This window comes from Streptomyces sp. NRRL F-5122 (assembly GCF_001507435.1).
Taxonomy (GTDB): Bacteria; Actinomycetota; Actinomycetes; order Streptomycetales; family Streptomycetaceae; genus Streptomyces; species Streptomyces lannensis.
This window is the reverse complement of the sequence record NZ_LMWH01000254.1, coordinates 18630-44953: the sequence shown is the minus strand read 5'-3', so window position 1 is coordinate 44953 and position 26324 is coordinate 18630. Positions and strand designations below refer to the sequence as shown.

The following is a 26324-nucleotide window of genomic DNA, read 5'->3' as shown; positions in this document are numbered from 1 at the left end:
GTCATCTCTACCGTGAGGTAACCACAGTGGCGGATCGGTTCTTCGGGGACGCTCACGAGCAAAGCGACACGATACGCCCAGGCGGTGACGGGTCCCGCAAAGTCATTCGACTCTCGTACCCGCAGAGGATTCCGGAATGCGCAAACCGGGCAGAACGGTGTGGTGTGGATCACCATCCGACGCGATACCGTGCCTGGAGTTGCGGCGACACGGCCAGGATCGTCACCGTTTCGGCGGTCTGAACCGCCGGGTACTTGCGCGATCCGCCGCGCCCGTGTGGACTACGGCCAACGCTTCGCGTACGCGCGTGGCTGAGATATTCGACAAGACATGATCAGGAGGCAAGCCGTGAGCGCGACCGCGGACCACGCGGAGGAGCGGACGAACCCTGCCGCGAGGCTGGGGTTCCAGCCCGAGCAGGTGGTCCAGGAGATCGGCTACGACGACGACGTCGACCAGGAGCTCCGCGAGGCCATTGAGGAATTCATCGGCAGCCAGCTCGTGGACGAGGAGTACGACGACGTCGCCGATGCTGTGGTGCTGTGGTTCCGCGACGAGGACGGCGACCTGACGGATGTGCTGGTGGACGCCACCACGTACATCGAAGAAGGCGGCTCGATCCTGCTCCTCACCCCGAAGACGGGTCGTACGGGCTACGTGGAGCCGAGCGACATCTCTGAATCCGCGACGACGGCGGGTCTGTCGGCGTCCAAGAGTGTCAGCGTGGGCAAGGACTGGAGCGGGTCCCGGCTGGTGACGCCGAAGGCGGCCAGGTCCAAGAGGTGACGCTCCGCCGGACCGGCCGGTCGCCGGGGCGGCCGTAACGGGGCTTGCGCCCCCGGACCCCACCCCGGACCTCACGGCCTCGTCCGCGAAGTCGCTCGAGCACGGGATCCCGAGGACGGGCTGAACGCTCAGCCCGTCCTCAGGCCTGCTGTGACCGCTGCGTAGGGTGGGTCCGACTCGACCAGCCCCACCGGAAGGAAAGCAGGCCCATGGCGATCCAGGTCGGCGAGAAGGCCCCCGACTTCGAGCTCAAGGACAACCACGGCAGGGCCGTGCGGCTCGCCGACTTCCGAGGCGAGAAGAACGTGGTGCTGGTCTTCTACCCGTTCGCCTTCACCGGCGTCTGCACGGGCGAGCTCGGCGCGCTGCGCGACAGCCGGCCGGCGTTCGTCAACGACGGCACCCAGTTGCTCGCCGTCTCCAACGACTCCATCCACACCCTGCGCGTCTTCGCCGAGCAGGAGGGCCTGGAGTACCCCCTGCTCTCCGACTTCTGGCCGCACGGCAACATTTCGCGCGCCTACGGCGTCTTCGACGAGGACAAGGGCTGCGCGGTGCGCGGGACCTTCATCATCGACAAGGAGGGCGTGGTGCGGTGGACCGTGGTCAACGGCCTGCCGGACGCGCGCGACCTGAACGAGTACGTGAAGGCGCTCGACACCCTGTGATTCTCGGGTCCCAAGGCCTGCGGGGTACGGGAACCCGTCACTAGGATCGACTCGTTGATCCGATGCCAACGCACTACGGGGCTCCCCGCCCCTGGACACCAATGGAGGGACTCGTGGGAGTCAGCCTCAGCAAGGGCGGCAACGTATCGCTGACCAAGGAGGCCCCGGGCCTGACCGCGGTCCTCGTCGGTCTGGGCTGGGACGTCCGCACCACGACCGGTACCGACTTCGACCTCGACGCCAGCGCCCTGCTGCTGAACACGTCGGGCAAGGTCGGCAGCGACCAGAACTTCGTCTTCTTCAACAACCTCAAGAGCCCGGACGGCTCCGTCGAGCACGCGGGCGACAACCTCACGGGCGAGGGCGAGGGCGACGACGAGGTGATCAAGGTCAACCTCGCCTCGGTCCCGACCGACGTCGAGAAGATCGTCTTCCCGGTGTCGATCTACGACGCCGAGAACCGCCAGCAGTCCTTCGGCCAGGTCCGCAACGCGTTCATCCGTGTCGTCAACCAGGCGAACCAGCAGGAGATCGCGCGCTACGACCTGAGCGAGGACGCCTCCACCGAGACCGCCATGGTCTTCGGTGAGCTGTACCGCCACGGTGCGGAGTGGAAGTTCCGCGCCATCGGTCAGGGTTACGCCTCGGGTCTGCGCGGTATCGCGCAGGACTTCGGCGTCAACGTCTGAGCAGCCTGAACCGCATCGTCCGGCGTCGCACGGTTTGAGTGCGGCGCCGGACGCGCAGGACAAGCAGAGCAGCACCATCTCGGGGAGGACCAGCATCATGGGCGTCACGCTCGCCAAGGGAGGCAACGTCTCCCTCTCCAAGGCCGCACCGAATCTCACGCAGGTGATGATCGGGCTCGGCTGGGACGCGCGCTCCACCACCGGAGCCCCCTTCGACCTCGACGCCAGCGCGCTGCTGTGCAGTGGCGGCCGGGTCCTCGGTGACGAGTGGTTCGTCTTCTACAACCAGCTCAAGAGCCCGGACGGGTCGGTGGAGCACACCGGGGACAACCTCACCGGTGAGGGCGACGGCGACGACGAGTCGATCCTGATCGACCTCTCCAAGGTCCCGGCCCAGTGCGACAAGATCGTCTTCCCGGTCTCGATCCATCTGGCCGACGAGCGCGGTCAGACGTTCGGCCAGGTCAGCAACGCCTTCATCCGTGTGGTCAACCAGGCCGACGGCCAGGAGCTCGCCCGTTACGACCTGAGCGAGGACGCCTCCACGGAGACCGCGATGATCTTCGGCGAGGTCTACCGCTACGGCGCCGAGTGGAAGTTCAGGGCGGTGGGACAGGGGTACGCATCCGGTCTGCGCGGAATCGCTCTAGACTTCGGAGTCAACGTTTCGTAAAGCCGGGTACGGCGACGGGGGAGTCCCGTACAGATTCGGATTGGGTAGCCAGTGCTTTTGAAAACCTTCGGCTGGTCGTTCGTGGTCACCGCGGTCGGCCTGGTCCTTGCGGTCCTCTACGGGGGGTGGACCGCCTTCGGCATCGTGGCGATCCTGTCCGTCCTCGAGATCTCGCTGTCCTTCGACAACGCCGTGGTCAACGCCGGAATCCTGAAGAAGATGAGTGCCTTCTGGCAGAAGATCTTCCTCACGGTCGGTGTGCTGATCGCGGTCTTCGGCATGCGGCTGGTATTCCCCGTCGTGATCGTCGCCGTCACGGCGAAGAAGAGCCCCATAGACGCGGTGAACCTGGCGCTGACCGACAAGGACCAGTACCAGCAGCTCGTCACCGACGCCCACCCGGCGATCGCCGCCTTCGGCGGGATGTTCCTTCTGATGATCTTCCTGGACTTCATCTTCGAGGACCGGGACATCCAGTGGCTGCGCTGGATCGAGCGCCCGCTTTCCAAGCTCGGCAAGGTCGACATGCTGTCGGTCTGCATCGCGCTGATCGTCCTGCTGATCGCCTCCATGACCTTCGCGACCCACGCCCACCAGCACGGCGGCGCGCACATCGACAAGGGCCAGACGGTTCTGATCTCCGGCATCGCCGGTCTGATCACGTACATGATCGTCGGCGGTCTCTCCGGCTACTTCGAGGACAGGCTCGAGGACGAGGAGGAGCGGGAGAGCGAGGCGGAGGAAGAGGCCGCGCGCACCGGAAAGGAGCGCTCGGCGGTCCGGCTGGCCGGCAAGGCCGCGTTCTTCATGTTCCTCTACCTGGAGGTCCTGGACGCGTCCTTCTCGTTCGACGGTGTGATCGGCGCCTTCGCCATCACCAACGACATCATCCTGATGGCGCTCGGCCTCGGCATCGGCGCGATGTACGTTCGGTCGCTGACCGTCTACCTCGTCCGGCAGGGCACCCTCGACGACTACGTCTACCTGGAGCACGGCGCGCACTACGCGATCGGCGCGCTGGCCGTGATCCTCATGGTCACCATCCAGTACCAGATCAACGAGGTGATCACCGGTCTCGTCGGTGTCGTCCTCATCGGCTGGTCCTTCTGGTCCTCGGTACGCCGCAACCGTGCGCTCGCCGCGGCCGAGGGAAAAGCGGAGGCGCCGGACGCGAAGACTGAGGTCTCGTCCGGGGTGTAGGGGCACGCGTTCCCCCTTCGAGGGTCCGGTCGACCTCCGGGGCGTATGAGCCCCGGGGCGCACACCTTCCCGCCCGTCGGTGACGGTCTCGCGGGTGTGGACCGGGCCCCGGTGAGGAACGCTCTGTGCGGGGCGGCAGCGAGGACACGTTCTCGGCGGCCGCCCCGTGGCTGTTGAACCGTGTAGTGACACAGGGGGCGGGCATGAGCTTCTGGGACGGCGTGTGGCGCGGGCGCGCGACGGAGTTCGACTCGGGGAGCGCGGCGAGCAATTCGATCGAGCTGACCAAACGGCACCAGCGGGTCTCGCTGACCAAGCAGGGCGCGGCCACCGGCAACCTGCGCATCAACCTGTCGTGGCGGATGCGGACCTCGGACATCGGCGGTCCCGAGCGGGGCAGCCTGCTGAGGCACCCGTTCCGGATGTTCACCCCCGAGGTCGTGCAGGCGCACACCCAGAGCATGGTCAACGTCGACCTCGACCTCGGCTGCATGTACGAGCTGGCCGACGGCACCAAGGGTGTGGTGCAGCCGCTGGGCAGCTTTTTCGGGGAGCTCAACGACCCGCCGTACATCAAGCTGAGCGGTGACGACCGGTTCGGTTCCGGCTCCGGTGAGACGATCTTCGTCAACCTCGATCACCGGGACGACTTCAAACGGCTGCTGATCTTCGTCTACATCTACGACCAGACGCCCGCGTTCGACCGTACGCACGCCGTGGTCACGCTCTATCCCAGCAACGGCCCGCGCATCGAGATCGGTCTGGACGAACGCCACCCGCAGGCCCGCTCCTGCGCGGTCGTCCTGATAGAGAACGTCAAGGGCGAGATCGTCGTCCGCCGCGAGGTGAAGTTCGTGTACGGCTTCCAGGCCGAACTGGACCGGCTCTACGGCTGGGGTCTGCAGTGGGGCCGGGGCTACAAGACGAAGGCGTAGCCGGCTACCGGCCGATGAACTGCGGCCCCTGCGGCGGGAGAGTGAAGTTCGGGTCCAGGGCCGGTGCCGCGGTGGGCGGATAGCCGTAGGCGGGCGCCGTCGCCGGGGCCGCCTGCGTCTGCGGATAGCCGTAGGCGGGCGGGCTGGCCGGCTGGGGATAGCCGTAGGCCGGCTGCGTCGACACCGGCTCCGCCGGATAGCCGTAAGCCGGCTGCTGCGGCACCGGCTGCTCCGGCGGCAGCGGCAACGAGATCTCGGCGACGGCCGGGACCGCTCCGGTCTCGGCGGGTGCCTCCGACTCGTCCACCGAGATGCCGAAGTCGTTCGCGAGGCCCTTCAGCCCGTTCAGATAGCCCTCGCCGAGTGCCCGGAACTTCCAGGCGTCGCCACGCCGGTACAGCTCCCCGCAGATCAGGGCCGTCTCGGCGCCGGTCTCCGGTTTGATGTCGAAGTACGCCAGTGGCTCCCCGTCTGCGGCCGCCGCGTCGTACAGATGGATGCTCAGCGACCGGACCTGGTCGAAGGTGACGTCGTCCGCGGAGGCGACCAGCAGCACCCGGCCCACGCCGGGCTCGACGCCCGCCAGGTCCGTCTGGATCGTCTCGGTCAGCCGGTCCGCCTCCCGCTTCTTCCCGAGCAGCCGGACCTTGCCCGAGGGGTGCCGGGGCTGGTTGTAGAAGACGAAGTCCTCGTCGGACCGCACCCGCCCTTCGGGGCCGAGGAGCAGCGCCGAGGCGTCCACCTCGGGAGCGCCCTGTCCCGCTGCCCAGCGCAGCACCGCCCGTACCGCCGTGACCTCGAGCGGTACGTTCGACCCCTTCAGCATCGCGTGCGTCATGGCGTCATCCTGCCTTCCCCGTCAAGGTCACGACAACGCGGGGGTGGACCCCCGCCGCTGCGCCGATGTACCACGGACACAGCCGAGTTACCTGAACTTCATGCCCAACGGGAACCCATGACATGGAGTTCTACGTAGTATTACCGGCCACCACTTTTCGGGCAGTCCAGCACCACGGGGGAGTCTCATGCGTCATTTCGGGCATATCGCCCCTGAGGAGCGGCGGCGGCTCTTCCATCAGGAGCCCGCCGTCTTCACCGCCGACGCGCCGGCCCGTGTGCTCGCGGTGGCCCTCGGCGCCACGCTCTACAGTCCCGCGACCCGTCCGCAGCTCGCCGACGACGTGGTCAAGCAGGCGGGCCGGGGCGTCGTGTCCATGGTGCTGTGCCTCGAGGACTCCATCGACGACGCGGACGTCGTGGACGCCGAGGAGAATCTGGTCCGGCAGTTCACCGACCTCGCCGGGCGCCCGGACGTGGAGCTGCCGCTGCTCTTCATCCGGGTCCGTGTCCCCGAGCAGATCCCGGACCTGGTGGCCCGGCTCGGTCCGGCGGTCCGGCTGCTGTCCGGTTTCGTGCTGCCGAAGTTCACCGAGGAGCGGGGCGTCCCCTTCATGGAGGCGTTGACCGGGGCCGTGACGGCGAGCGGGCGCAGGCTCTTCGCCATGCCGGTCCTCGAGTCGCCCTCCCTGCTCTACCTGGAGACGCGCCGGGAGACGCTGGAGGGCATCTTCCGCACCGTGGACAAGTACCGCGACCGGGTGCTCGCGCTGCGCCTCGGCGTCACCGACTTCTGCTCCTCGTACGGCCTGCGCCGTGCGCCCGACATGACCGCCTACGACGTCCAGATCGTGGCCTCCGTGATCGCCGACGTCGTCAATGTCCTCGGGCGGGCCGACGGCACCGGATTCACGGTGACCGGGCCCGTGTGGGAGTACTTCAGGGCGCAGGAGCGGATGTTCAAGCCGCAGCTGCGGCGCAGCCCCTTCATGGAGGGCGAGGTCGAGGAACTGCGCGAGACGCTCATCGAGCACGACCTGGACGGGCTGCTGCGCGAGATCTCCCTCGACCGTGCCAACGGCCTGCTCGGCAAGACCTGCATCCACCCCTCGCATGTGATGCCCGTGCACGCACTGTCGGTCGTCAGTCACGAGGAGTTCAGCGACGCCCAGGACATCATGCGGCCCGAGCGGCTCGGCGGCGGAGTGCTGCGCTCCGCGTACACGAACAAGATGAACGAGGTGAAGCCGCACCGCGCCTGGGCGGAGCGCACGCTCCAGCGCGCCGAGGTCTTCGGTGTGGCGGGCGAGGACATCGGCTTCGTGGAGCTGCTGGCCGCGGGACTTCCCGGCTGACGCCGGCACCGACTGAGATGGAACCGAGGAAGAACGTGGTCTGGTCCGGGACGTGGGTCGCCGAGCGGCTCGGGGTGGAGCTGGTCGGCGACGAACGGCTGACCGATCTGCTGGGTCTCGCGCTGCGGCGCAACCCCAAACGGGCGCATCTGCTCGTCTCCAACGTGCTGGGCAAGCACGTTCCGCAGTCACCGGCCGTCGTCTACAGCCATGGGTTCGCGCTCGGCCGCCGGGTGCGGGAGCTGCTGGGCGGCGACGGCGGTGGTCGGTACGGCTCGGGCGGACGCGGCGCGGTGGTCCTCGGCTACGCGGAGACGGCCACCGGGCTCGGTCACGCCGTCGCGGACGGTCTCGGGCTCGCCCCCTATCTGCACTCCACCCGCCGGCCCGTCGAGGGCGTCGCCCCGGCCGGCGGTTTCGAGGAGTCGCACTCCCACGCCACCTCGCATCTGCTGCTGCCGGAGGATCCGGCGCTGCTGGCCGGCGACGGTCCGCTGGTCCTGGTCGACGACGAGTTCTCGACCGGCAACACGGTCATGAACACGATCCGCGACCTGCACGAGCGGTATCCGCGCGACCGGTACGTCGTCGTCGCGCTGGTCGACATGCGCTCGGCCGCGGATCTGGGGCGCCTGGAGGGCTTCGCCCGGGAGATCGGCGCCCGAGTGGACCTGGTGGCGGCGGTCTCGGGCACGGTGCGGCTGCCGGTGGGGGTGCTGGAGAAGGGCCAGGCGCTGGTCGCGGAGCACGAGAGCGCCGTGCGTGGTACGGAGTCGGACAGCGCGTCCGGCGAGGCATCCGGCGACAGGGCCGACGCGTTCGGCCGCATCGCCCGGGTGAGCCTCGGCTGGCCCGGCGGTCTGCCCGACGGCGGGCGCCACGGCTTCACCCCCGAGCACCGGGTCCGTCTGGAGCGTGCGCTGCCCGCCATGGCGGCGCGGCTGGCCGAGGCGATACCCGGCGCGGCCCGACGCGTCCTCGTGCTCGGCTTCGAGGAGCTGATGTACGCGCCGCTGCGGCTGGCCCGGGAGCTGGAGCAGGTCGTCCCCGCCGAGGTCCGCTTCTCCACGACCACCCGCTCGCCCGTCCTCGCCGTGGACGACCCCGGCTATGCGATACGCAGCCGGATCGCCTTCCCCGCGCATGACGACCCGGCCGACGGCCCCGGCGAGCGCTATGCCTACAACGTGGCGGGTGCCGGCTTCGACGCCGTCGTCGCCGTCGTGGACTCCGTGGCCGACACACCCGGACTGCACGCCCCGGGCGGCCTCCTGGACCGGCTCGCCGCCCACACCCCGCACGTCCTGCTCGCGGTCGTGCCCAGCTATGTCCCCGCGCCCCGGCACGTCCCCGAAAGGCCCGCCATGCTGCCCGAGCCACTTCGTGGCCCCGCTTTCTCCTCGTACGCGCCCGACGAGGTCGGCTGGCTGCTCCAGGACCTCTCGGACGTCACCCTGGAGGCGCCGACCGAGGAACGCGAGGAGGCGATCCAGAGCGGCGGCGCGCACTACGCCGAGTCGCTGCCGGTGGAGTACCAGCCGAGCGAGCAGTACCAGGAGCTGTTCCACGCGGCACTCGAGACGTCCGCCGCCCGTATCGCGCAGGCCGTCGGCGTGGTCACCGAGACCGTCCTCGCCGAACGGTCCCCGCGTCCGGTCCTCGTCTCGCTGGCCCGCGCCGGAACCCCCGTGGGCGTCCTGATGCGCCGCTGGGCGCGGCACCGCCACGGCATCGACGTGCAGCACTACGCGGTGTCCATCGTGCGCGGACGCGGTATCGACGCCAACGCCCTGCGCTACCTCGCCGACCGGTACGACCCCGCCGACATCGTCTTCGTCGACGGCTGGACCGGCAAGGGCGCCATCACCCGGGAACTCGCCGAAGCGATCCGGGAGTTCGAGGAGTCCGACGGCATCACCGGCTTCGACCCGGAGATCGCGGTGCTCGCGGACCCGGGCTCCTGCGTACGGACCTTCGGCACGCGTGAGGACTTCCTGATCCCGTCCGCCTGCCTCAACTCCACGGTCTCCGGGCTGATATCCCGCACGGTGCTGCGTGCCGACCTGGTCGGGCCGCACGACTACCACGGCGCGAAGTTCTACCGCGAACTCGCCGGAGCGGACGTCTCGGTCGCCTTCCTCGACACCGTCTCGGCCTGCTTCACGGAGGTCGAGGACGCGGTCGACGCACAGACCAAGGAACTGCTCTCCGGTGACCGCGCGCCGACCTGGGAGGGCTGGGCGGCGGTGGAACGCATCAGCGAGGAGTACGGCATCCACGACGTGAACCTCGTCAAGCCCGGCGTCGGCGAGACCACGCGGGTACTGCTGCGCCGGGTGCCCTGGAAGATACTGGCGCGGTCCGGGGCGGGCGCCGACCTCGACCATGTGCGGCTGCTGGCCGGGCAGCGGGGCGTGCCCGTCGAGCTGGTCGACGAACTGCCCTACACCTGCGTGGGGTTGATCCATCCCAAGTACACCCGGGGCGCGACCGGCGCCGACGGCAGGGCGGTGACGGCATGAGCCCCGTTCTGGTCGCCAGCGACCTCGACCGTACGCTCATCTACTCGTCCGCGGCGCTCGCGCTGACCATGCCGGACGCCAGGGCGCCCCGGCTGCTGTGCGTCGAGGTGCACGAGAGCAGGCCGCTGTCGTACATGACCGAGACCGCGGCCGCGCTGCTCACGGACCTCGGCGACCGCGCGGTGTTCGTGCCGACCACCACCCGCACCCGCAAGCAGTACCAGCGCATCAACCTGCCCGGCCCGGCCCCGACGTACGCGATCTGCGCGAACGGCGGCCATCTGCTCGTCGACGGTGTCGCCGATCCCGAGTGGCACGCAGCGGTCGTCGCCCGGCTCGCCGAGGAGTGCGCGCCGCTGGAGGAGGTGCGGGAGCACCTGGCGGCCACCGCGGACCCGGTGTGGCTGCGCAAGCATCGGGTCGCCGAGGACCTCTTCGCCTACCTCGTGGTGGAGCGCGAGCTGCTGCCGGAGGAGTGGGTGAAGGAACTGGCCGTGTGGGCCGAGAACCGCGGCTGGACGGTGTCCCTGCAGGGCCGCAAGATCTACGCCGTGCCGAAGCCGCTCACCAAGAGCGCCGCCGTGCGGGAGGTCGCCCGCCGTACCGGGGCCGCGCTCACCCTCGCCGCCGGGGACTCGCTGCTCGATGCGGACCTGCTGCTGGCCGCCGACCGCGGCTGGCGCCCTGGGCACGGCGAGCTCGCCGACGCCGACTGGACGGCACCGGGCATCACCGCCCTGCCCGAGCGGGGCGTGCTGGCCGGCGAGCGGATCCTGCGGGAGTTCCTGAAGGAGGCGCGCCAGGCCTGACCCGTCCCCGTCCGGCACGACCCGCCCCGTTCCGGCGACCCCGGGATACGGTGGAAGAGAGCCCGAAGCGCTCAGGATCTCGGGGCGGGCCGGAGGAGGACCGGGTGGCCAAGGGGAACGGGACGCCGCTGACGGACGAGCTCTACGCGTACATGCTCGGCCACAACCCACCGCTGGACCCCGTGCAGCGGATGCTGGTCGAGGTCACGCACACCCGGCTGCCGCTGGTGGCTGGCAAGCAGGTCGCCGAGGAACAGGGGCCGCTTCTGGCCTTTCTGGTGCGGCTGACCGGGGCGCGGGGGGTCGTCGAGATCGGGACCTTCACCGGGCTGTCGGCGCTGTCCATGGCGCAGGCGCTGCCCCCCGACGGAACCCTGCTGACGTGCGACGTCTGCGAGGAGTGGACGGAGTACGCGCGGCGGGATGGGCGAAGGCGGGGGTGTCCGACCGGATCGAGTTGCGTATCGCACCCGCGATCGACACATTGCGGGCGCTGCCCGCCGGGCCGCGCATCGACATGGCGTTCATCGACGCGGACAAGGACAACTACGTCGCGTACTGGGACGAGTTGGTGCCGCGCATGCGTCCGGGCGGTCTGCTCGTGGTGGACAACGTCTTCTACCACGGCGGTGCGACGGATCCCGGCGCGTCCGGACTCGCCGCCGCCATCAGGGACTTCAACGACCATGTGACGGCGGACGAGCGGGTCGACAGCGTGATGGTGCCGGTGGCGGACGGGCTGACCCTGGCGCGACGGCGCTGAGCGGGTGCTCAGCCGCAGCAGCCGCCGCCGCCGCAGCAGCCGCCGCCCGCCCGGGGCGCCGGCGCCGGGGCCGACGCGCTGCCGCCCACCGCGACGGTCGACAGGAGCTTCACCGTGTCGTCGTGACCGGACGGGCACGTGGCGGGGGCGGAGGACTCCGCCATCGGACGGCTCAGTTCGAACGTGTCGCCGCAGCTGCGGCAGCGGTACTCGTAGCGTGGCATGGGCACAGGCTAACCGGCGGCCACCGGCGATCCCAGGACATCGGGGGGCCGGAAGCACTCCCGGGACGTGTCACGAAGACGTCGAAAGGTACTGAAGAGTGTTCGACGACCACGGGGGAGAGCCGGGAACGGACGACCGCAGGGCACGGGTCGGCGCGGTACGCCGCCGGCTGGTGCGGGAGGGACCGCCTCGGACTCGGGGCGGTGCGGCGGACTTCGAGACGATCTCGGTGCCCGAGCACACCTGCGATCGGCTGCGCGACCTGCTGATCGCCGAGGGCGCGCAGACGGTCGTCGAGATCGGTCTCGCCTACGCCGGTTCCGCGCTCGCGATCGGTGAGGCGCTGGTCACGGTCGACCCGCCGCGTCCCCGGCACATCATCGTCGACCCGTACCAGGAGCGCGACTGGTCCCTTGCCGGCTGGGACCTGCTCTGCTCGGCCGGACTGGACTCGATCGCCTCTCTTCTGTCCGCTCCGTCGTCGATCGCGCTTCCGCGGCTTCTCGCCGAAGGCCTCGTCGCCGACGCGGCGTTCGTCGACGGCAGCCACCGGTTCCACGAGGTGTTCGTCGATCTCTACTTCCTGCGCAAGATCGTCAGACCCGGTGGGCTGATCGTCCTCGACGACGTCTGGTCACCCTCGGTGCGGACCGCACTGCGCTACTACGAGCGCAACCTCGGCTGGACGGTGATTCCCGACGCCTTCCCCCGTGAGCCGGGGGCTCCGACGGCGGCCGTCGGTGATCCTCGGGCCGAACCGGCGCCTCGCTGCGCAGCCGTTCGCTTGCCCGACCCCTCGTTCGAGCCGTCCTTCGAGGAGTTCAGGACGTTCTGATCCCCCTGACCGCAAGAGCGGCGGGCTGTCCGAGGGGCCACTGAGATCGCCCCTGAGGGTGCGTGGGTGACCCGAGTGTCTTCTTGACATCTCCTCACTCTCCATGAGTTGGCCACTTCTCTGCCACTCCTGATCCGGTAGATCACAGAGGCCGCTGATAATTTATAGAAGCCGCGAGGAGCCGCAACGTCGTGAGGGGGCTCGCAGCCATATGTGTGGCAGCTGCATCTACCCGCGCGCGCAAGACCGAGTGCGGAGGGAGACGCAGTGGTGACCGAGGCACGGCAGCGAATACAGGGCCGGCATCCACAAACGCGTGCGTGCGAGAGGGCTCACCGTGACTAGCGGGAACGACGGCCGTCCCGAGGAACCCGAGGTGGCGCCCGAGCAGCCGCGGGAGCGCCGCCCCGAGGGCGAGGCCCGGACCGGGAAGTCCTTCGATCCCGACACCACCATGCAGTTGAAGGCCGGAGCGCCCCTGTCTCCGGACACCACCACGCAGTTGAAGGCCGGAGCGCCCCTGCCTCCGGACACCACCCCTTCCCCCGGACGTCACCATGCAGTTGAAGACCATGGAGTCCGCGGACCCGGACGACGTCGCGCCGGTGAAGCCGGACGTCACCATGCAACTGCGAATACCCATACCGAAGTTGGGACCCCGGCGCAGCGCCCGCCAGAAGGCCGCCCCACCTCCGCCGCTCGCCCGTCTCAAGGCCCGACTCGACCCCCACGCCCGCAGGCTCGCGCACCACGTCCGCAGGCTCAGGCCGCTCTACCCCCGCCCGGGCCGGACCGGCTGGCGGCGCTGGACGCCCTCCTGGCGCCAGTGGCTGGGGGCCGTACTGACGTCCGTCGGCCTGAGCGGGGTCCTCCTCGCCGTGGCGTACGCCGCCACGGACATACCGCAGAACCTGAACACGTACGCCACCCAGCAGGACAACGTCTACTTCTGGTCCGACGGCACGCCGATGGCCCGCACCGGCTGGGTGCAGCGCCAGGCCATGCCGCTGAAGGACATACCGGAGCAGGTCCGTTGGGCGGTACTCGCGGCCGAGAACGAGAGCTTCTACTCGGACCCCGGCATTTCCTTCTCGGGTCTCACCCGCGCCCTGTGGCGCACGGTCGGTGAGGGGGACACCGAGGGCGGTTCGACCATCACGCAGCAGTATGTGAAGAACGTCTATCTGACCCAGAACCAGACGGTGAGCCGCAAGTTCACCGAGGCGATGATCGCGCTCAAGCTCGACAACAGGATGAGCAAGGACAAGATCCTCGAGGGATACCTCAACACCAGTTGGTTCGGCCGCGGCACCTACGGCATCCAGCGGGCCGCCCAGGCCTACTACGGCAAGGACGTCAGCCAGCTCGACGCGGGCGAGGCCGCTTTCCTCGCCTCGCTGCTGAAGGGGGCTGGACTGTTCGACCCCACTCTGAGCAAGGTGAACCACCAGCGAGCCGTGGAACGCTGGTCCTGGATCCTCGACCGGATGGTCGAGATCGGCAAGCTGTCGCCGTCGGAGCGGGCGAAGTACCGGACCTTCCCTGAGCCGCTCAAGCAGAACCCGCTCTACAACACCGGCGAGCAGAGCGACTATCTCGTCGAACTGGCCTCCCAGTACGTCAAGAAGTCCGGGCACGTCTCGGACAAGCAGTTCGACCTGGGCGGCTACCAGATCTACACGACCTTCGACCGCAAACGGGAGGAGGCGCTCACCGACGCGGTGACCAAGGCCCGCAACCAGGGCCGGAAGGACCACCCCGACTCGGCGAAGACCGCCCACTACGGCGCGGCCACTGTCGCCGCGGACGGGCGCATCCTCGCGGTCTACGGCGGCCCCGACCACCGCACCCAGGGGTACAACGAGTCCAACGCGACCACCGTGCAGGCCGGTTCGGCGTTCCTGCCGTTCGTCTATGCCGCCGGCCTGGAGCACGGTGTCTACAAGACCAGGAACGGTCCGGCCACCCCGGTCACCCCGGAGTCGCTCTACGACGGTGACGACGGCGTTCCCGTGACCACACCCGAGGGACCGTACTGGGACCGCAGCGGCAAGAAGGTCGCCGCCCACAACGACGGCAACAAGTCCTACGGGCAGATCGGTCTGGGGCAGGCACTCACCCTCTCGGTGAACACCCCCTTCATGCAACTGGGCATGGACACAGGGCTGAACAAGGTTCGCGACACCGCGGAGGCGGCCGGACTGCTCGCCTCCAGCATGGGACCGCAGGTGCCCGCGCTCTCCATGGGCACCGCCACGCCCAGCGCGATCCGGATGGCCAGCGGATACGGCACGTTCGCCGCGGACGGTACGCACACCGAGCCCTACTCGGTGCGCCGTGTGACCCGCAACGGTTCCAAGGTCGCGCTCAAAGTGCCGGGGACCCGGAAGGCGTTCGGCTCCACGGTGGCCCGCCAGGTGACCGAGGCGCTGACGGAGTCCTTCCGCACCGCTCATCCGGACGCGGCCCCCACCACCGCCCAGGTGGCCGGCAAGGCCGGAACCACGCACGACGACACGGCGTCCTGGTACGTCGGGACGGCCGCGTCCGTGTCGACGGCGGTCGTGGTCTACCGGATCGACCTGTCCAAGAGCCTCGAACCGCTGGAACTCGACGGGCTCGCCGGCACCACGTCCGGCAGCGTCCCCTACGGCATCTGGTCCAAAGCCATGAGTCCACTCGGCTGACGACGGCGCCGAGTCACAACCCCCCGCCTCCTCCCGGAACGAGCCGCCCGTGACGAAGAAGAACGGCCACCGCCGCCGCGCACGCCCCACCCGCACCAACAACCGCCGCAACATCACCCTGGCGGCCCTTCTCGCCGTGGCGTCCGTCACGGTGACCTTCCTGGCGGTGGCCCGGCACGACGACACGGCGCCGACCGCCTCCGCCGGCACCGAGCGGAACGACGACAAGGCCGCCGCCAAGCCGACCGCGACGCCGAAGTGGGACGGCAGGACACAGGTCATCGGCGACGCTTCGACCTCCTACACGGGACCGCAGAAGGGTTCGCTGAAGCCGAAGCCGCTCAAGCCCGGTGAGAAGCCGCCCCAGTTCGTGGTCTTCTCCTGGGACGGCGCGCTGGAGGGAAGCGACAATCTCTTCTCGCACTACCGGGAGTTGGCCAAGGAGTTCAACGCCCACATGACCTTCTTCCTCACGGGCATCTACCTGCTGCCCAAGAACAAGAAGGATCTCTACCACCCGCCGCAGCACGAGGCGGGCGACGCGGCCATCGACTACGCCACCGACGAGCACATACGCACCACGCTGGAGCAGCTGCGCCAGGCGTACAACGACGGCAACGAGATCGGCACCCACTTCAACGGGCACTTCTGCGACGCCAAGGGCGGTGGCGACTGGAGCGTCGACGAGTGGAAGAGCGAGATCGACCAGTTCTACTCCTTCGTCGAGAACTGGAAGACCAACACCGGCTACAAGGACATTCCCGCGCTGCCCTTCGACTTCAAGAAGGAGGTCACCGGCGGACGGGCGCCCTGCCTGGAGGGCCAGCCGAACCTGCTGAAGGCCATGAAGGGTTACGGCTGGCGTTACGACGCGAGCTCCCCCGGCGACTTCCAGATATGGCCGGTGAAGAAGAAGGGCATCTGGGACTTCCCGCTGCAGATGCTGCCGTACGAGGGCGGCAAGTACCAAGGCCTGTCCATGGACTTCAACTTCCTCTACAACCAGTCGGCCGGTGAGACGCAGGGCGACGCGTCGAAGTACGCCGAGTGGGAGCAGATGACGGTGGACTCGTACATGGCCGGTTTCGACCGCGTCTACTACGGCAGCCGGGCCCCCTTGTTCGTCGGCAACCACTTCGAGGACTGGAACGGCAGCATCTACATGAAGGCCATCGACCAGGTGGTCAAGAACGTGTGCACCAAAAAGGGCGTCCAGTGCGTCTCGTTCAAGGAGCTGGCCGACTGGCTCGACGTGCAGAAGCCGGAGACGCTGGACCGTTTGCGCAGCCTGGACCCGGCGCAGTCGCCTGACTGGTCGACGGTGGTCAAGTGACGCCTGGAGCAGTCCGGTTCCACTTGTGCGTCCCCTCTTCACAACCGTCACACAGCCCGTGCGAAGATTCCGTCGCCCGGTAGGTGTACCGGCGTAGAGGGGAACATCATTGAAATCAAGAAGATTGAGCCGTAAGCGGAGCCGCACGACCATCATCACCGCGGCGGCCGCCTCGGTGGTCGCCGGAGTCGCATTGCTGCCCAACTGGAGCGCGGGCGCGGCAGTTACGGACGACCCGAAGGTGGACCCGGCGACCAGGGCAACCTTCCAGCGGCTGGCCGACGCCGTCTTCACGGATCGCACCCAGGCCCTGGTGGACAAGACCGAAGGCGGGAAGAAGGGGCACCGGCTGACGTCCGGATTCTCGGGCAAGGTGCGCCTGTCCGGAACGCAGTCCCGCCACGAGAACACGGCGCTGTCGGAGCTGAGCGGCCGCAAGGCCCGTCTCGCGCAGCTGGGGGAGAAGTACAGCGCGGCCAACACCAGCGTCAAGCTGGACGCCACGCAGGTGAAGGGCCGGCACGCCACGGTCGCCATCACCGAGACCACCACCCTGACGTACGAGAAGGTCAAGGGCAGCGAGCCGAAGACCACCGGCTTCCAGGCCCACCACGAGCTGACGTTCAAGGCCGGTCGTGACGGCGACTGGCAGCTGACCGGCATCCGGGACACCGACGACGGCTACCTGGCCGTGAACCAGGTCGCCAAGCCGGCCGTCGCGGCACCGGCCACCGCGGCCGACGACGGCCCGCCTGAGGCGGCTCGTTCGGCCACGACGCGGCCCGCGCCGGCCAAGCCGAAGAACTTCTCCGCCACCGGCTACGACTACAAGGCCATGGCCGCGTACGCGCAGAAGTACTGGAGCAAGTACAACCCGGACTACCCGAACTTCAACGGCCAGGGCGCCGGCGGCGACTGCACCAACTTCGTCAGCCAGTCCCTGAAGGCGGGCGGCTGGAAGCATGTGCCCGGCTACACGTCGGACTTCCACAAGTGGTTCGGCAACTCCGAGATCCAGTCCGACTCGTTCATCGGGGTCAACGAGTTCTCCTGGTTCGCCCTGTCCTCCAAGCGGGTCACCAGCCTCGCCAACGTCTACCAGATGGACGTCGGCGACGTGCTGCAGATGGACTTCGACAAGGACGGGTCCAAGGACCACTCCATGATCGTCACCTCCCGCAACTCGCAGGGCGTGCCGTATGTGACGTACCACTCCACCAACACCTACAACAGGTCGGTGGCGAGCATCATCGCGTCGTACCCGAACGCCGCGTACTACGCGTACCGCACCTGAGCCGTCGCTCGAGTGCCGCCGAGCGGCCCTGCGCCCGGGCGCAGGGCCGTCCGGCTCCCGCACCGCCCCCGCCCCGTCCCTGTGCCGTGCGTGGATACCGCGAGGCCCCCTCAGCCTGGCGCCGCACCCCGTGCTACGACGTTCCCGCGCCGCGTTCCTCACGGATACTGCCGACCACCCGTGCGACCGTCCGGCGCACCGCCTCGGTCTCGGTCAGGAAGTGCCAGTAGTCCGGGTGGCGGCCCTCCAGCGACGCGACCGCCCGGTCCAGGCGGGCCACGGAGTCGTCGAGCGGCCGGGCGTGCCGCGGATCGGGCTTGTTGCGCCCCGTCATCGCCAGCCGCTGCGCGTCCCGGATCGCGAACCGCGTGCGCTCGATCTCCTGCTGCGGGTCCTTCTGCACGGCGTTCAGTCGCCGCAGCCGGTCACCGGCAGCGGACACGGCCTCGTCCGTCGTGTTCAGCAGCGCCCGGACGGTCGACAGCAGCGAGGTCGCGTCCGGCCAGCGCTGCGCCTCCCGCGCGGCCTGCGCCTCCTTCAGCTTCAGCTCGGCCTGCCGCACGGACTCGCCGGCCTGCTCCGGGACCTGCTGCAGGTCCTGCCAGCAGGCCGCGGCGAACCGGCGGCGCAGCTCGCTCAGCACGGGCTCGACCTGACCGGCACGCGTGGTGAGAGCCTGCGCCCGGGTCCGCAGCGAGACGAGCCGGTGATCGATCTCGGCGGCCCGCTCCGGCAGCCGCTCGGCCTGCGTACGGACGCCCTCCGCCTCCCGGGCGACACGCTCCGCGCGTTCCAGGGTCTGCGCCACGCCGTGTCGGGCCGCCCCCTGATTGAGCTTGGTCAGCTCGGGCGCGAGGGCGGCCAGCCGGGCGGCGAGATCGTCGGCCTTGAGTCCGGAGGACCGGACGCCGTCCAGGGCGTTGCTGGCGGAGAGCAGCGCCTGGCGGGCCCGCTCCACGGCCGGGGCCAGCCGGGCGAGCTGGGTCTCGGCCTTCCCGAGCAGCGGTCCGAGGCTCGCGCCGAAACGATCCAGCTCCTGCTTGACCCGGCCCAGCTCGTCCTTGGCGGCGGTGAGTTCGGTGCGGGCCCGGGAGGCGGCGGAGGCGTCGAGATCAACGCGGTCGAGGTCGTGCGCGTCGACGGCCTGGATGTACCGCTGGCTGGCCTCGTCGATGCGCCGTCCCAGCGCCTCGAAGTCGGTGATCGCGCGCCGGGCGGCGGGGGAGTCGTCCACGGCGTCGATGGTCTCGATCGAGATCCTGAGATCGCGCTGGGCGGTGTCGAGCTCGTAGAAGGCGGCCGCGGCGGCGTCCTTTGCGGCCTGGGCCTCGGCCCGCTGCCCCTCGGACCGTCCGCCGAACCACCGCCGTGTCCCGCCCCCGGCGAAGGCGCCGGGGAGCACGAGCGCGGCGACGAGGGGCAGGGCGAGGAGGGCGAGGATGTCACGGACGGCCGTGCGGCCCCGGGAGCCGGCCGAGGCGCGGGCGGGTGCGGCACCGGCGCCGGCGGACGTGCCCGGGTGTCCCCGGACGTCGGACGGGGCACCCGGGATGGTCGTGCGGCCGGGCGGGACGCTCGGCGATCGGTGGTGCGCGCATGGCGCAAACGGCGTACACGGCTGTGGTGGTGTCGCCGTCACATCCCTCTCCCGTGCTGTCATCCGCCCTGCCCGGTGTCATTCTCCCACCGGTTGAGGACGAACACACGGGGCGTTCGGTTCGTGATGTGCCGCGGCCCCACCACTTCTTTGCCCGGCCCGGGGTCTACCCCGCCGTCCGCACCGTGACCGACCCGTCCCGGGTCCGCGCGTCGACCACGTGTGAGCTGCCCGGATCCCTGGGGACCGAGACATGGACGGAGCCGTCCCCGGTGCGGGTGGTGACCCGGTAGGTCTCGTGCGGCAGCGAGATCGTGACCGAGCCGTCCTCGCTGCTCGACTCGACGAGATCGGGCACGGTGCCCAGTTCGAGATGGACGGAGCCGTCCCGCGTGGCGGCGTGTACGCGCCGTGAGCCCACCCCCGTCGCCCGCACCGACCCGTCACCGCTGTCCAGCGTGAGCGGCCCCGTGGAGTCGCTCACCCGCACCGAACCGTCCTGGGTCCGGATGGTCAGCGCCTCCTGGAAGCCCTGCGCCCGCACGCTCCCGTCACCGTCCTCGACCTTGACGGCCACCCCGCGCGGCACCTCGATCCGGTGCCGCGCGGAACAGTCGGCGACCAGACCGGAGCACTTCAGCCGCAGTACCAGCCGGTCGTCCTTCATGGCCCAGGTCACCCGTGGATCCCCGCCGACCACGACCGTCCCCTGGAACCACCGGGTGACCCGGACATCGTGCACATCGGCCGGAACGATCTCGAGCGCCGAGTCGTCGGAGTCGACGGTGAGCGTACGGCCGTGCAGCGCGAAGGAGCGGTGGTCGGGGTGCCGGTCGTCGCGGGCGTCGTTGCCGCAGGCCGCGACCGTGGCGGCGACCGTGACGGCCCCGGCGACGGCGATCAACCGAGTGCGCCCGACCCGGCCTGACCGACCGGTGTGCGTCGTCCTACGAGCCATGACAGTGTCCCCCTGAGAGCCTGAAGTACCGAAGCGGAGTGTTCTTCGACCGTACGGACCGGCGGCCCTCGGGAGGATGGAGCGGACTCCCCGGTCCGAGGTGGGGTTAACCCCCTGCCAGGGTTCCTGCCGCCTTCCCGTCATGTGCGTTTGCGGGGTATCCCCTGGATCGATGTAGGCTGTCGACTCGTCCTGGGCGCGTAGCTCAGCGGTAGAGCGCCGCCCTTACAAGGCGGATGTCGGCGGTTCGAAACCGTCCGCGCCCACTGGTCTCAGGACACGACTAAGGCCCAGGTCAGCGGGGAGATACCCGGAGACCTGGGCCTTGATCTTTCTCGGCCGCTCGGAGTCGTCGTGCCACTTACGTGCCAGATGAACCGCGGGGAGGCCGCTCCACTCTCCTGATCTGGCCGTCGACGTAGTCGGCGATCTGGTGGTCACGGCCGTTCACGATGTGCTGGTAGATCAGCGCTGCCCGCACCGACGAGTGGCCCATGCGGTGCATCAGCTCGCGTGTGGTCGCGCCACCGGTCGCGGCCAGGGTGTTACCGGTGTGCCGGAGGTCGTGGAAGCGGACGCCATCGAGGCCGGTCGAGTCGAGGGCCCGGAGCCAGATCCGGCGGAGGTTGTTCCGGCGCAGGACACCGCCGCGGGCGCCGAGAAAGACGAGCCCGGTCCGGCCGGCACCGGAGTACTCGGCGAGGTGATGGGCCAGCTCCTCGACGAGCGAGGCGGGGATGGCCACGGTGCGGACACCGGCAGCGCTCTTGGGAGCCTTGACGGTGAGGCCGTGGGCGCGGGTTTCGGAGTACGAGCGTCGGACGGACACGGTACGGGCCTCCAGGTCGATGTCGCGGCGCTCCAGGGCTGCCAGCTCGCCGAACCGGAGAGCGCAAAAGGCCGCCATGAGGACGAGGGCTCGGCAGTGGGACGGAACGGCGTCCGCGAGCCGGTACACCTCGGGCACGGACAGGAACGGCCGCTCGGCGTGATCGGCCGTACCGGCCCCTTTGACCCGGCATGGGTTGCGCTGGATCAGGCCGTCGTCCACGGCCGTGTTCAGGATCGTGCGGAGGATCGTGTAGGCCTTGGCGACGGTGGCGGGGCCGACCCCGGCGTCCAGGAGGCCCGTACGCCAGCGCCGCACCTGGGGCGTAGTGATCTCATGGAGCGGCACCGCGAGGAACGTCGGCATGATGTGCAGGTTCAGGATGCCGACGTTGCGTTCGCGGGTCGTGGCAGCGTAGTCGCGATCCTTGAACCAGGCTTCTGCGTACGCCCCGAACGTCATGTTGACGTCCGGGTTGCGCCAATCGCCGTCGAGGATCTTGGCCTCTTGCTTGACCAACCAGCGGTTGGCGTCGGTCTGAGTGGCGAACGTGTTGTCAGCTGTGCGCATCAACCCGTCCGGGCCCCGGTAGCGAGCCTGGAAGCGTCCCGAGGGCAGCTTGCGCACGGACCCGAAGCGGCGACGGCGACCTTTGGCATTCGGCATCAGGCCACCGCCTTGAGGCGCATCGACCGCGACGTGATGGGCTTGACCGTGTGGGCCTCGATGAAGGCGTCGACCGCGCTCTCAGGGATTCGAACGTGCCGTCCGACCTTGACGAACGTGATGCGGCGTTCCGCGATCAGTCGACGGGGGAAGCGTGCCGTGGTGCCGAGCATTTCGGCGACCTGGTCGACGCTGAGGTAGCGGTCCTTCACTCTGGGGCTCCTTCCTGGGCGAGTTGGTCGCGTAGGGCTTCGCGGGCGGTGTCGCGGTTGAGTTGGAGGTCGCGGGCGATGGTGGCGGCGAGGGCGGATTCGCCTGGGGTGTGGCCGTGTCCGGCGTACTGCCAGTCGGCCAGGACGAGGACGGTGTCCGGCTCGCGGTCCTCCAGGGCGTTGAGGCCGAGGGCTTCGCGTTCCTGGGCTGCGCGGTAGTCGGCGCGTTCCTGACGCAGAGCGCTGAGGGTGGTGGAGTAGTTGCGGGACTTGGTGGAGAAGTGGCCGCGGAAGCCGAGCATGTGAGCCCACGCCCAGAGGCGCCTGTCGGGATACAAAGGGTCGAGGAGCTTGCAGGCTTCGATGAGGCGGCGTGCGTGGTCGGGGACGCCGTGGCGGTCGAGTTCGGAGAGTTCGCCGATGCGGCGGTCGAGGGTGCCGGTGGTCTCGGCTGCTTTGGTGGCGTACTTGGCGACGTAGGCGGCGACGGCCTGTTCGGTGATGTCGGAGCCGTCACCGAAGGCCTTCACAGGGCGGACGTCGAGTTGAGTGCCCCAGCGGAAGGTGCGGGCGGGCTGGTCGCCAGCGGCCGGCACCGAGACTGAGGTGTAGGAGTGCGCGGCGGCGGCGCTGATCGCGTCGGTGAGGAGTTCGACTGTTGCCCAGGCCGGGGGTGGGGTGTCGGGTCCTTCCGGTCCGTCGATGCGGATGACGGCGTGGAAGTGCACGGCACCGCGCTTTTGGAACTCGGCGACCTTGCCGTACGACAGGCGGGCGTGGTCGGGGAGTTCACTGCGGGTGAGTCCGGCGCGGGCAGCGATCTCGCGGCGCAGGCGGGTGGTGAACCTCATCCACAGTTGCCCGGCGTAGTTGTTGAAGAGGACGGCACCCGCGTAGTCATAGGTTTCCGGGTCCAGTGCCGTGCCGAGCGCAGGGTCGTCGGCCTGGTGGCGGGTGCCGCAGCGGCAGACGCCATGGTCGGGCCGGTTGTGGACGGGGCCGAAGGACGGGGCGGTGAGGGTGGCGAAGACGCGGGGGTGGTCGCGGATGGTTGCGGGGATGTGGCGGCGGTCGTCTCCGGCCAGGCCTGCGCGGATGAGGTGGTAGGTGTCGCCCGCGTAGGTGAAGGCGCAGGCGGGGCAGCGGGAGGCGCGGCGGTTGCCGCACGCGATCCGGAGGCGTCCGCCGGGTTCGTTCTCGGTGCTGTAGTGGTGCAGGGTTTCGCCGGTGGTTTTGTCCTTGTGGAGGGTCCAGCCCTGGAGGTGGATGGGGTCGGCGCAGCCGCCGGTGCGGCGGATCTGGTCTTCCCAGCGGTGGTAGTCATCGGCCGAGGCCACCCTCAGCAGGTCGCCGAGGGTGGTCGGGTCGAGCAGCGTGTCAGGCACGGGCGCCCTCCTTGACACGAGCGGGAACCGTTCCGGTGCCGTGGCAGGCCGGGCAGTGGGCGGTGATGGTGCGCAGTTGTCCGCGGGCGTTGCGGCCGCCGAGGGTGATGGCGGCGGAGGCGAAGCCGTCGCAGTTGGGGCAGATGTGGGGCGGGGGTGTGGTGCGGTCGGTCATGCTGGGGTTCCTTCCGGTTCTGCGGGATCGGTTGGGGGCGTGGCTCCCGGGCGGTGGATGCTTGGCGGTATCAGGGCCGCCCGGGGGCCGGTCAGCGCCGCTTGGCGTCGGCGGTGATGAGCGAGCGGATCACCAGGGCGCAGATGGCGAGCGAGGCGCCGGTAATGGCGACCGCGAGGAGCATGGAGACGAGAACAGCGCCAACGACCAAGACCACGGCCGTCCCACCCCCCACGAGCGCGATCACAGCGCCCGGGGTGAGCTGGACGGTCGGCCGGGCCGGGGCCGGCGCGACTGGAGCGGGAGCCGCCGGGGGTTGCACGACGGTGGTGGGCTCGGTGACGGTGGGCGGATTGGCGATGCCGGTCGGCATTGGGTTGGTCGGGACCTTGGGGCGGAGCACGGTGGATCTCCTTTCTGCGGGTGTTATTTGAGGAAGGTGTCGATGGCGGGGGCGAGGAGGAAGCCGCCCAGGAGGAGCACGGCGACGAACCAGGCGGGTGGGCGGATGAGCTTTACGCCGAGGTAGCCGACGATCAGCAGGGCGAGCCAGAGCGGAACCTGCACGGGCTTGTCTCCTTCAGCGGGCGTGGCAGCGGTGGGTGCGGGCGGCGAGCTGGGCGGCGGAGGAGCTGGAGTAGTCGGCGGACCAGCCGCACCGGTCGTTGGTGCACACGGCGGCGTGCTTGGTCTGGCCGTTGCGGTCGCGGTGGGTGCCGATCTGCACCGGGCCGATCGGCATCACGGAATGGAAGTGGTCACGGGCAGGCATGACGGGCGGTTCTCCCTTCGTGTTAGGCGAGTTGGGTGGCGATGGCGTCGGCCAGTTGCGGCGGGACGCCGAGCCGGGCGCGCAGGGTGTCGGTGTCGATGCGGCTGCCGGTGCGGGCCTGGTGGTCGTCGGCGACCTTGCGCGCGTGCTCGATTAGCACGGCCGGGACCGCGGGCACCGGGGCGGCGGCGGGAAGAGCTGGGGCCTGTTCAACCGATGTGGGCTCGGGCGCTGGAGCGCTGACGGGCTCAGGTTCCGGGTCGGGCTCGATATGGGGTGCGGAGTCCGGGGCTGTGGGTGCCGGCGGATGCGGCTCCCTGTGTCCGGAGTGGGCGAGGAGCGTGCCGCCGAGGAAGGCGAGGGCGGGCCATCCGGCGATGCCGAGGCGGAGCAGGGCAGGCGGGTTGGCCAGGTCGAGGAATCCGGCGGTGGCGATGTTGGCGCCGAGTGAGGCGAACAGGGCGATCACGAACCAGCACCAGGCCAGCCGAGACGGGCCATCGGAGCGCAGGCGTCGCCAGGCGGCGACCAGGAGCAGGTCGACGCTGACCGGGTAGGCCCACGCCTTCCACCCGTCCTGTCCGGCAGCGGCGGCCAGGTCGTGCAGGTGGGCGAAGGACAGCGCCCCGGCAATGACGGCCTGGACCAGCACAGCATCGACGCGGAGAGCGGGGCGGCTCATCACGGCTCCTTCCTGTTTCAGGCATGGAGGGGGTAGGGACTCGGCGCGAAGACGGTCACGCCAACCGGGGGACAGGGAGGGTCAGGCCGTCGCTGGGGCGGCCTTCGACAACGGCACCTGAGCCGCAGGAGCACCAACCAGCACGGGCCGGAACGGTGCCAGTTCGGGCAGGTCCGGGGTCCGGTCGGCGTGCCGGTTGCAGACGTTGACGGCCTGGCGCAGGGAGGTGTGGGGGGCGCGGATGCGGTGCCAGCCCCCGGTGGAGTCCCCGGCGACGGCGACGCCGCGCATTTCGGCGGGGATCTGGATGGCGGCGAGGACGGCGTCCGGGGAGATGTCGCCGAAGGCCATGTTCGCCGAGGTTTCGTCGTTGACGCGGTGTGCGGTGCGGCCGGTGAGCTGGGCGCGGAGCATGGTGATGCCCTTGCCGAGTTCGGAGCCGAAGCGCTGCCCGCAGATCTCGAGGTAGATGCCGGCCGCGCGGCCGAGCTGGGCGAGGCGGACCAGGGCGGTGATGATCCGATCCCGACGCTTCTCCTCGTCCTTTGAGGCGAAGAGGGCGAGTTCGGCAACCTCATCCACCAGCACCACGACCGGGGTCGGGCGCAGGTGCTCGGGCAGGTCCCAGATGTCGGCGGCGATCTCCGCATCCGGCACGTCCGCAGTGATCCGCTGCTCAGCACGAATGAGCTGGTACACCTCCCCCATGCGGGCCACGAGGGCGTCAAGGAGGTCAGCGGCGATGTCGGGGGTGTCGGCCAGGGCGGAGAAGCGGCGGGCCAGCGGGAACAGTTCGACTCCCTGCTTGCAGTCGATCCCGACCAGGGCGACATCCTGTGCGGCAAGTCCGGCGACGAGGTTGCGCTGGTAGACGGACTTACCCGACTCGGTGGCACCCAGGGTGAGGGCATGGGGTATCGCCCGGTAGTCGCGGTAGTGGACCGCCCCGTCCTCCCGCAGCGCAACCGCAACCCGCATCGGACGGGTGTCGATCTGGGTAGGCATCTGGACCCGCTTGAGGACGTCATAGCCGGTCATCCGCACCTCCACCACACCCGAACGCAGCTCCCGCGAAGTGACCCCGTACATCGAGAAGGAGTGGCGCAACCGGTCGGACGCGGCAGCGACGTCGAAAGCGTCCTGCCCGGGCCGCAGCTTCAACCTCAGAACCAGCCCGGTCCGGGTCGGACGCAGCAGCAGGATGCGCGGCGGGCGGGACTCGGGTGCGGGACGGTTGGTGGCCCGGGCTAACGCCAGCCGCCACCGCGACGGAGGAACAGTCAGCCCGCAGGCGTCCATGACCGTGGCGTAACGAACCAGGACCCGCAGGCTCACGAGGGTGACCCCGAAGGTCAGCCAGTACCAGGCCGGGCGCCGCCACCGCAGGAGACCCGCAGCAGCAGCGACCAGCACCAGCGCGACCGTGAACCCGGTCAT

At 69.6% G+C, this 26324-nt stretch carries 26 protein-coding genes, 1 tRNA gene and 1 pseudogene; 15 read left to right on the top strand and 13 right to left on the bottom strand.

Annotated elements, in window-relative coordinates; genetic code table 11:
- Window positions 1-348 precede the first annotated feature (348 nt).
- The 6 genes from ADL25_RS32105 to ADL25_RS32080 all read left to right on the top strand — a co-directional run bounded on the left by ADL25_RS32105 (window position 349) and on the right by ADL25_RS32080 (window position 4951).
- Window positions 349-786 carry a DUF3052 domain-containing protein gene (locus ADL25_RS32105; protein WP_059131400.1) on the top strand — a complete coding sequence of 146 codons (438 nt, stop codon included), beginning with the start codon at window positions 349-351 and terminating at the stop codon, window positions 784-786.
- Between the two features lie 209 nt (window positions 787-995).
- Complete coding sequence (locus tag ADL25_RS32100) at window positions 996-1454, top strand: peroxiredoxin (RefSeq protein WP_059131399.1); 459 nt, start codon at window positions 996-998, stop codon at window positions 1452-1454.
- A gap of 113 nt (window positions 1455-1567) precedes the next feature.
- Window positions 1568-2143, top strand: coding sequence for a TerD family protein (locus ADL25_RS32095; RefSeq protein ID WP_059131633.1), 576 nt, complete (start codon window positions 1568-1570; stop codon window positions 2141-2143).
- Between the two features lie 97 nt (window positions 2144-2240).
- Entirely contained in the window at window positions 2241-2816 is a 576-nt protein-coding gene (locus ADL25_RS32090; RefSeq protein ID WP_059131398.1) for a TerD family protein, read from the top strand.
- 51 nt (window positions 2817-2867) lie between these two features.
- A complete protein-coding gene (locus ADL25_RS32085) occupies window positions 2868-4016 on the top strand; it encodes a DUF475 domain-containing protein (RefSeq protein ID WP_059131397.1) in 1149 nt (382 codons plus the stop codon).
- Window positions 4017-4219: 203 nt separating this feature from the next.
- Window positions 4220-4951, top strand: coding sequence for a TerD family protein (locus tag ADL25_RS32080; protein ID WP_059131632.1), 732 nt, complete (start codon window positions 4220-4222; stop codon window positions 4949-4951).
- Window positions 4952-4955: 4 nt separating this feature from the next.
- Here the strand turns inward: ADL25_RS32080 and ADL25_RS32075 are convergent, their stop codons facing one another.
- Window positions 4956-5789: a TerD family protein gene (locus tag ADL25_RS32075; RefSeq protein WP_059131396.1), complete on the bottom strand. Its 834-nt coding sequence runs from the start codon at window positions 5787-5789 to the stop codon at window positions 4956-4958.
- A 187-nt stretch (window positions 5790-5976) separates the two neighbouring features.
- On the opposite strand from ADL25_RS32075, the gene ADL25_RS32070 reads away from it, so the two are divergent.
- From ADL25_RS32070 to ADL25_RS32055, 4 genes and pseudogenes are all read left to right on the top strand, one after another.
- Window positions 5977-7143 (top strand): HpcH/HpaI aldolase/citrate lyase family protein, encoded by a 1167-nt coding sequence (locus tag ADL25_RS32070; RefSeq protein WP_059131395.1) that lies wholly within the window; start codon window positions 5977-5979, stop codon window positions 7141-7143.
- A 17-nt stretch (window positions 7144-7160) separates the two neighbouring features.
- The gene (locus tag ADL25_RS32065; protein ID WP_059131394.1) at window positions 7161-9665 is read left to right on the top strand and encodes a phosphoribosyltransferase; all 2505 of its coding nucleotides are present in this window, start codon (window positions 7161-7163) and stop codon (window positions 9663-9665) included.
- Window positions 9662-10474: a hypothetical protein gene (locus ADL25_RS32060; RefSeq protein ID WP_059131393.1), complete on the top strand. Its 813-nt coding sequence runs from the start codon at window positions 9662-9664 to the stop codon at window positions 10472-10474. The genes ADL25_RS32065 and ADL25_RS32060 overlap by 4 nt, the downstream gene beginning before the upstream one ends.
- A 104-nt stretch (window positions 10475-10578) precedes the next feature.
- Window positions 10579-11237 (top strand): annotated as a pseudogene (locus ADL25_RS32055) (O-methyltransferase).
- Between the two features lie 8 nt (window positions 11238-11245).
- On the opposite strand, the gene ADL25_RS32050 reads toward ADL25_RS32055, so the two are convergent.
- Window positions 11246-11461: an FmdB family zinc ribbon protein gene (locus ADL25_RS32050; protein WP_059131392.1), complete on the bottom strand. Its 216-nt coding sequence runs from the start codon at window positions 11459-11461 to the stop codon at window positions 11246-11248.
- A gap of 98 nt (window positions 11462-11559) precedes the next feature.
- Between ADL25_RS32050 and ADL25_RS32045 the strand changes: the two genes are divergently transcribed.
- The 4 genes from ADL25_RS32045 (at window position 11560) to ADL25_RS32030 (ending at window position 17611) form a co-directional block, all read left to right on the top strand.
- On the top strand, window positions 11560-12297 hold the full coding sequence (locus ADL25_RS32045; protein ID WP_059131391.1) for a class I SAM-dependent methyltransferase: 738 nt from the start codon (window positions 11560-11562) through the stop codon (window positions 12295-12297).
- A gap of 557 nt (window positions 12298-12854) precedes the next feature.
- Window positions 12855-14984 carry a transglycosylase domain-containing protein gene (locus ADL25_RS32040; protein WP_199839243.1) on the top strand — a complete coding sequence of 710 codons (2130 nt, stop codon included), beginning with the start codon at window positions 12855-12857 and terminating at the stop codon, window positions 14982-14984.
- A gap of 49 nt (window positions 14985-15033) precedes the next feature.
- Complete coding sequence (locus tag ADL25_RS32035; RefSeq protein WP_059131390.1) at window positions 15034-16317, top strand: hypothetical protein; 1284 nt, start codon at window positions 15034-15036, stop codon at window positions 16315-16317.
- Between the two features lie 175 nt (window positions 16318-16492).
- Window positions 16493-17611: an amidase domain-containing protein gene (locus ADL25_RS32030; protein WP_059131630.1), complete on the top strand. Its 1119-nt coding sequence runs from the start codon at window positions 16493-16495 to the stop codon at window positions 17609-17611.
- A gap of 133 nt (window positions 17612-17744) precedes the next feature.
- Here the strand turns inward: ADL25_RS32030 and ADL25_RS32025 are convergent, their stop codons facing one another.
- Both ADL25_RS32025 and ADL25_RS32020 read right to left on the bottom strand, forming a co-directional pair.
- Complete coding sequence (locus tag ADL25_RS32025) at window positions 17745-19271, bottom strand: hypothetical protein (RefSeq protein ID WP_234381119.1); 1527 nt, start codon at window positions 19269-19271, stop codon at window positions 17745-17747.
- Between the two features lie 103 nt (window positions 19272-19374).
- The gene (locus ADL25_RS32020; RefSeq protein ID WP_059131389.1) at window positions 19375-20166 is read right to left on the bottom strand and encodes a DUF4097 family beta strand repeat-containing protein; all 792 of its coding nucleotides are present in this window, start codon (window positions 20164-20166) and stop codon (window positions 19375-19377) included.
- A gap of 194 nt (window positions 20167-20360) precedes the next feature.
- On the opposite strand from ADL25_RS32020, the gene ADL25_RS32015 reads away from it, so the two are divergent.
- Window positions 20361-20432: transfer RNA gene (locus ADL25_RS32015), tRNA-Val, on the top strand.
- Window positions 20433-20527: 95 nt separating this feature from the next.
- On the opposite strand, the gene ADL25_RS32010 is transcribed toward ADL25_RS32015, so the two are convergent.
- The 9 genes from ADL25_RS32010 to ADL25_RS31975 all read right to left on the bottom strand — a co-directional run bounded on the left by ADL25_RS32010 (window position 20528) and on the right by ADL25_RS31975 (window position 26324).
- Entirely contained in the window at window positions 20528-21661 is a 1134-nt protein-coding gene (locus ADL25_RS32010; protein ID WP_059131388.1) for a tyrosine-type recombinase/integrase, read from the bottom strand.
- Window positions 21661-21873 carry a helix-turn-helix domain-containing protein gene (locus ADL25_RS32005; protein WP_059131387.1) on the bottom strand — a complete coding sequence of 71 codons (213 nt, stop codon included), beginning with the start codon at window positions 21871-21873 and terminating at the stop codon, window positions 21661-21663. The genes ADL25_RS32010 and ADL25_RS32005 overlap by 1 nt, the downstream gene beginning before the upstream one ends.
- Window positions 21870-23258 (bottom strand): replication initiator protein RepSA, encoded by a 1389-nt coding sequence (gene repSA, locus ADL25_RS32000; protein ID WP_107116760.1) that lies wholly within the window; start codon window positions 23256-23258, stop codon window positions 21870-21872. The genes ADL25_RS32005 and repSA overlap by 4 nt, the downstream gene beginning before the upstream one ends.
- A complete protein-coding gene (locus tag ADL25_RS31995) occupies window positions 23251-23433 on the bottom strand; it encodes a hypothetical protein (RefSeq protein WP_059131385.1) in 183 nt (60 codons plus the stop codon). The genes repSA and ADL25_RS31995 overlap by 8 nt, the downstream gene beginning before the upstream one ends.
- 91 nt (window positions 23434-23524) lie before the next feature.
- Entirely contained in the window at window positions 23525-23836 is a 312-nt protein-coding gene (locus ADL25_RS31990; RefSeq protein ID WP_059131384.1) for a hypothetical protein, read from the bottom strand.
- Window positions 23837-23859: 23 nt separating this feature from the next.
- The gene (locus ADL25_RS48460) at window positions 23860-24000 is read right to left on the bottom strand and encodes a hypothetical protein (RefSeq protein WP_107116759.1); all 141 of its coding nucleotides are present in this window, start codon (window positions 23998-24000) and stop codon (window positions 23860-23862) included.
- 13 nt (window positions 24001-24013) lie between these two features.
- Entirely contained in the window at window positions 24014-24205 is a 192-nt protein-coding gene (locus tag ADL25_RS31985; protein WP_059131383.1) for a mobile element transfer protein, read from the bottom strand.
- A 22-nt stretch (window positions 24206-24227) separates the two neighbouring features.
- On the bottom strand, window positions 24228-24887 hold the full coding sequence (locus tag ADL25_RS31980; protein WP_115975257.1) for a DUF2637 domain-containing protein: 660 nt from the start codon (window positions 24885-24887) through the stop codon (window positions 24228-24230).
- Window positions 24888-24968: 81 nt separating this feature from the next.
- On the bottom strand, window positions 24969-26324 hold the full coding sequence (locus ADL25_RS31975; protein ID WP_059131381.1) for an FtsK/SpoIIIE domain-containing protein: 1356 nt from the start codon (window positions 26322-26324) through the stop codon (window positions 24969-24971).

What these genes read in the sequence shown, in the direction of transcription:
- ADL25_RS32100 (WP_059131399.1), top strand. Translation starts at nt 996, where the DNA reads ATGGCGATCCAGGTCGGCGAGAAGGCCCCCGACTTCGAGCTCAAGGAC.
- ADL25_RS32090 (WP_059131398.1), top strand. Translation starts at nt 2,241, where the DNA reads ATGGGCGTCACGCTCGCCAAGGGAGGCAACGTCTCCCTCTCCAAGGCC.
- ADL25_RS32080 (WP_059131632.1), top strand. Translation starts at nt 4,220, where the DNA reads ATGAGCTTCTGGGACGGCGTGTGGCGCGGGCGCGCGACGGAGTTCGAC.
- ADL25_RS32075 (WP_059131396.1), bottom strand. Translation starts at nt 5,789, where the DNA reads ATGACGCACGCGATGCTGAAGGGGTCGAACGTACCGCTCGAGGTCACG.
- ADL25_RS32070 (WP_059131395.1), top strand. Translation starts at nt 5,977, where the DNA reads ATGCGTCATTTCGGGCATATCGCCCCTGAGGAGCGGCGGCGGCTCTTC.
- ADL25_RS32065 (WP_059131394.1), top strand. Translation starts at nt 7,161, where the DNA reads ATGGAACCGAGGAAGAACGTGGTCTGGTCCGGGACGTGGGTCGCCGAG.
- ADL25_RS32060 (WP_059131393.1), top strand. Translation starts at nt 9,662, where the DNA reads ATGAGCCCCGTTCTGGTCGCCAGCGACCTCGACCGTACGCTCATCTAC.
- ADL25_RS32050 (WP_059131392.1), bottom strand. Translation starts at nt 11,461, where the DNA reads ATGCCACGCTACGAGTACCGCTGCCGCAGCTGCGGCGACACGTTCGAA.
- ADL25_RS32040 (WP_199839243.1), top strand. Translation starts at nt 12,855, where the DNA reads ATGCAGTTGAAGACCATGGAGTCCGCGGACCCGGACGACGTCGCGCCG.
- ADL25_RS32025 (WP_234381119.1), bottom strand. Translation starts at nt 19,271, where the DNA reads ATGACAGCACGGGAGAGGGATGTGACGGCGACACCACCACAGCCGTGT.
- ADL25_RS32020 (WP_059131389.1), bottom strand. Translation starts at nt 20,166, where the DNA reads ATGGCTCGTAGGACGACGCACACCGGTCGGTCAGGCCGGGTCGGGCGC.
- ADL25_RS32010 (WP_059131388.1), bottom strand. Translation starts at nt 21,661, where the DNA reads ATGCCGAATGCCAAAGGTCGCCGTCGCCGCTTCGGGTCCGTGCGCAAG.
- ADL25_RS31995 (WP_059131385.1), bottom strand. Translation starts at nt 23,433, where the DNA reads ATGACCGACCGCACCACACCCCCGCCCCACATCTGCCCCAACTGCGAC.
- ADL25_RS31985 (WP_059131383.1), bottom strand. Translation starts at nt 24,205, where the DNA reads ATGCCTGCCCGTGACCACTTCCATTCCGTGATGCCGATCGGCCCGGTG.
- ADL25_RS31980 (WP_115975257.1), bottom strand. Translation starts at nt 24,887, where the DNA reads ATGAGCCGCCCCGCTCTCCGCGTCGATGCTGTGCTGGTCCAGGCCGTC.
- ADL25_RS31975 (WP_059131381.1), bottom strand. Translation starts at nt 26,324, where the DNA reads ATGACCGGGTTCACGGTCGCGCTGGTGCTGGTCGCTGCTGCTGCGGGT.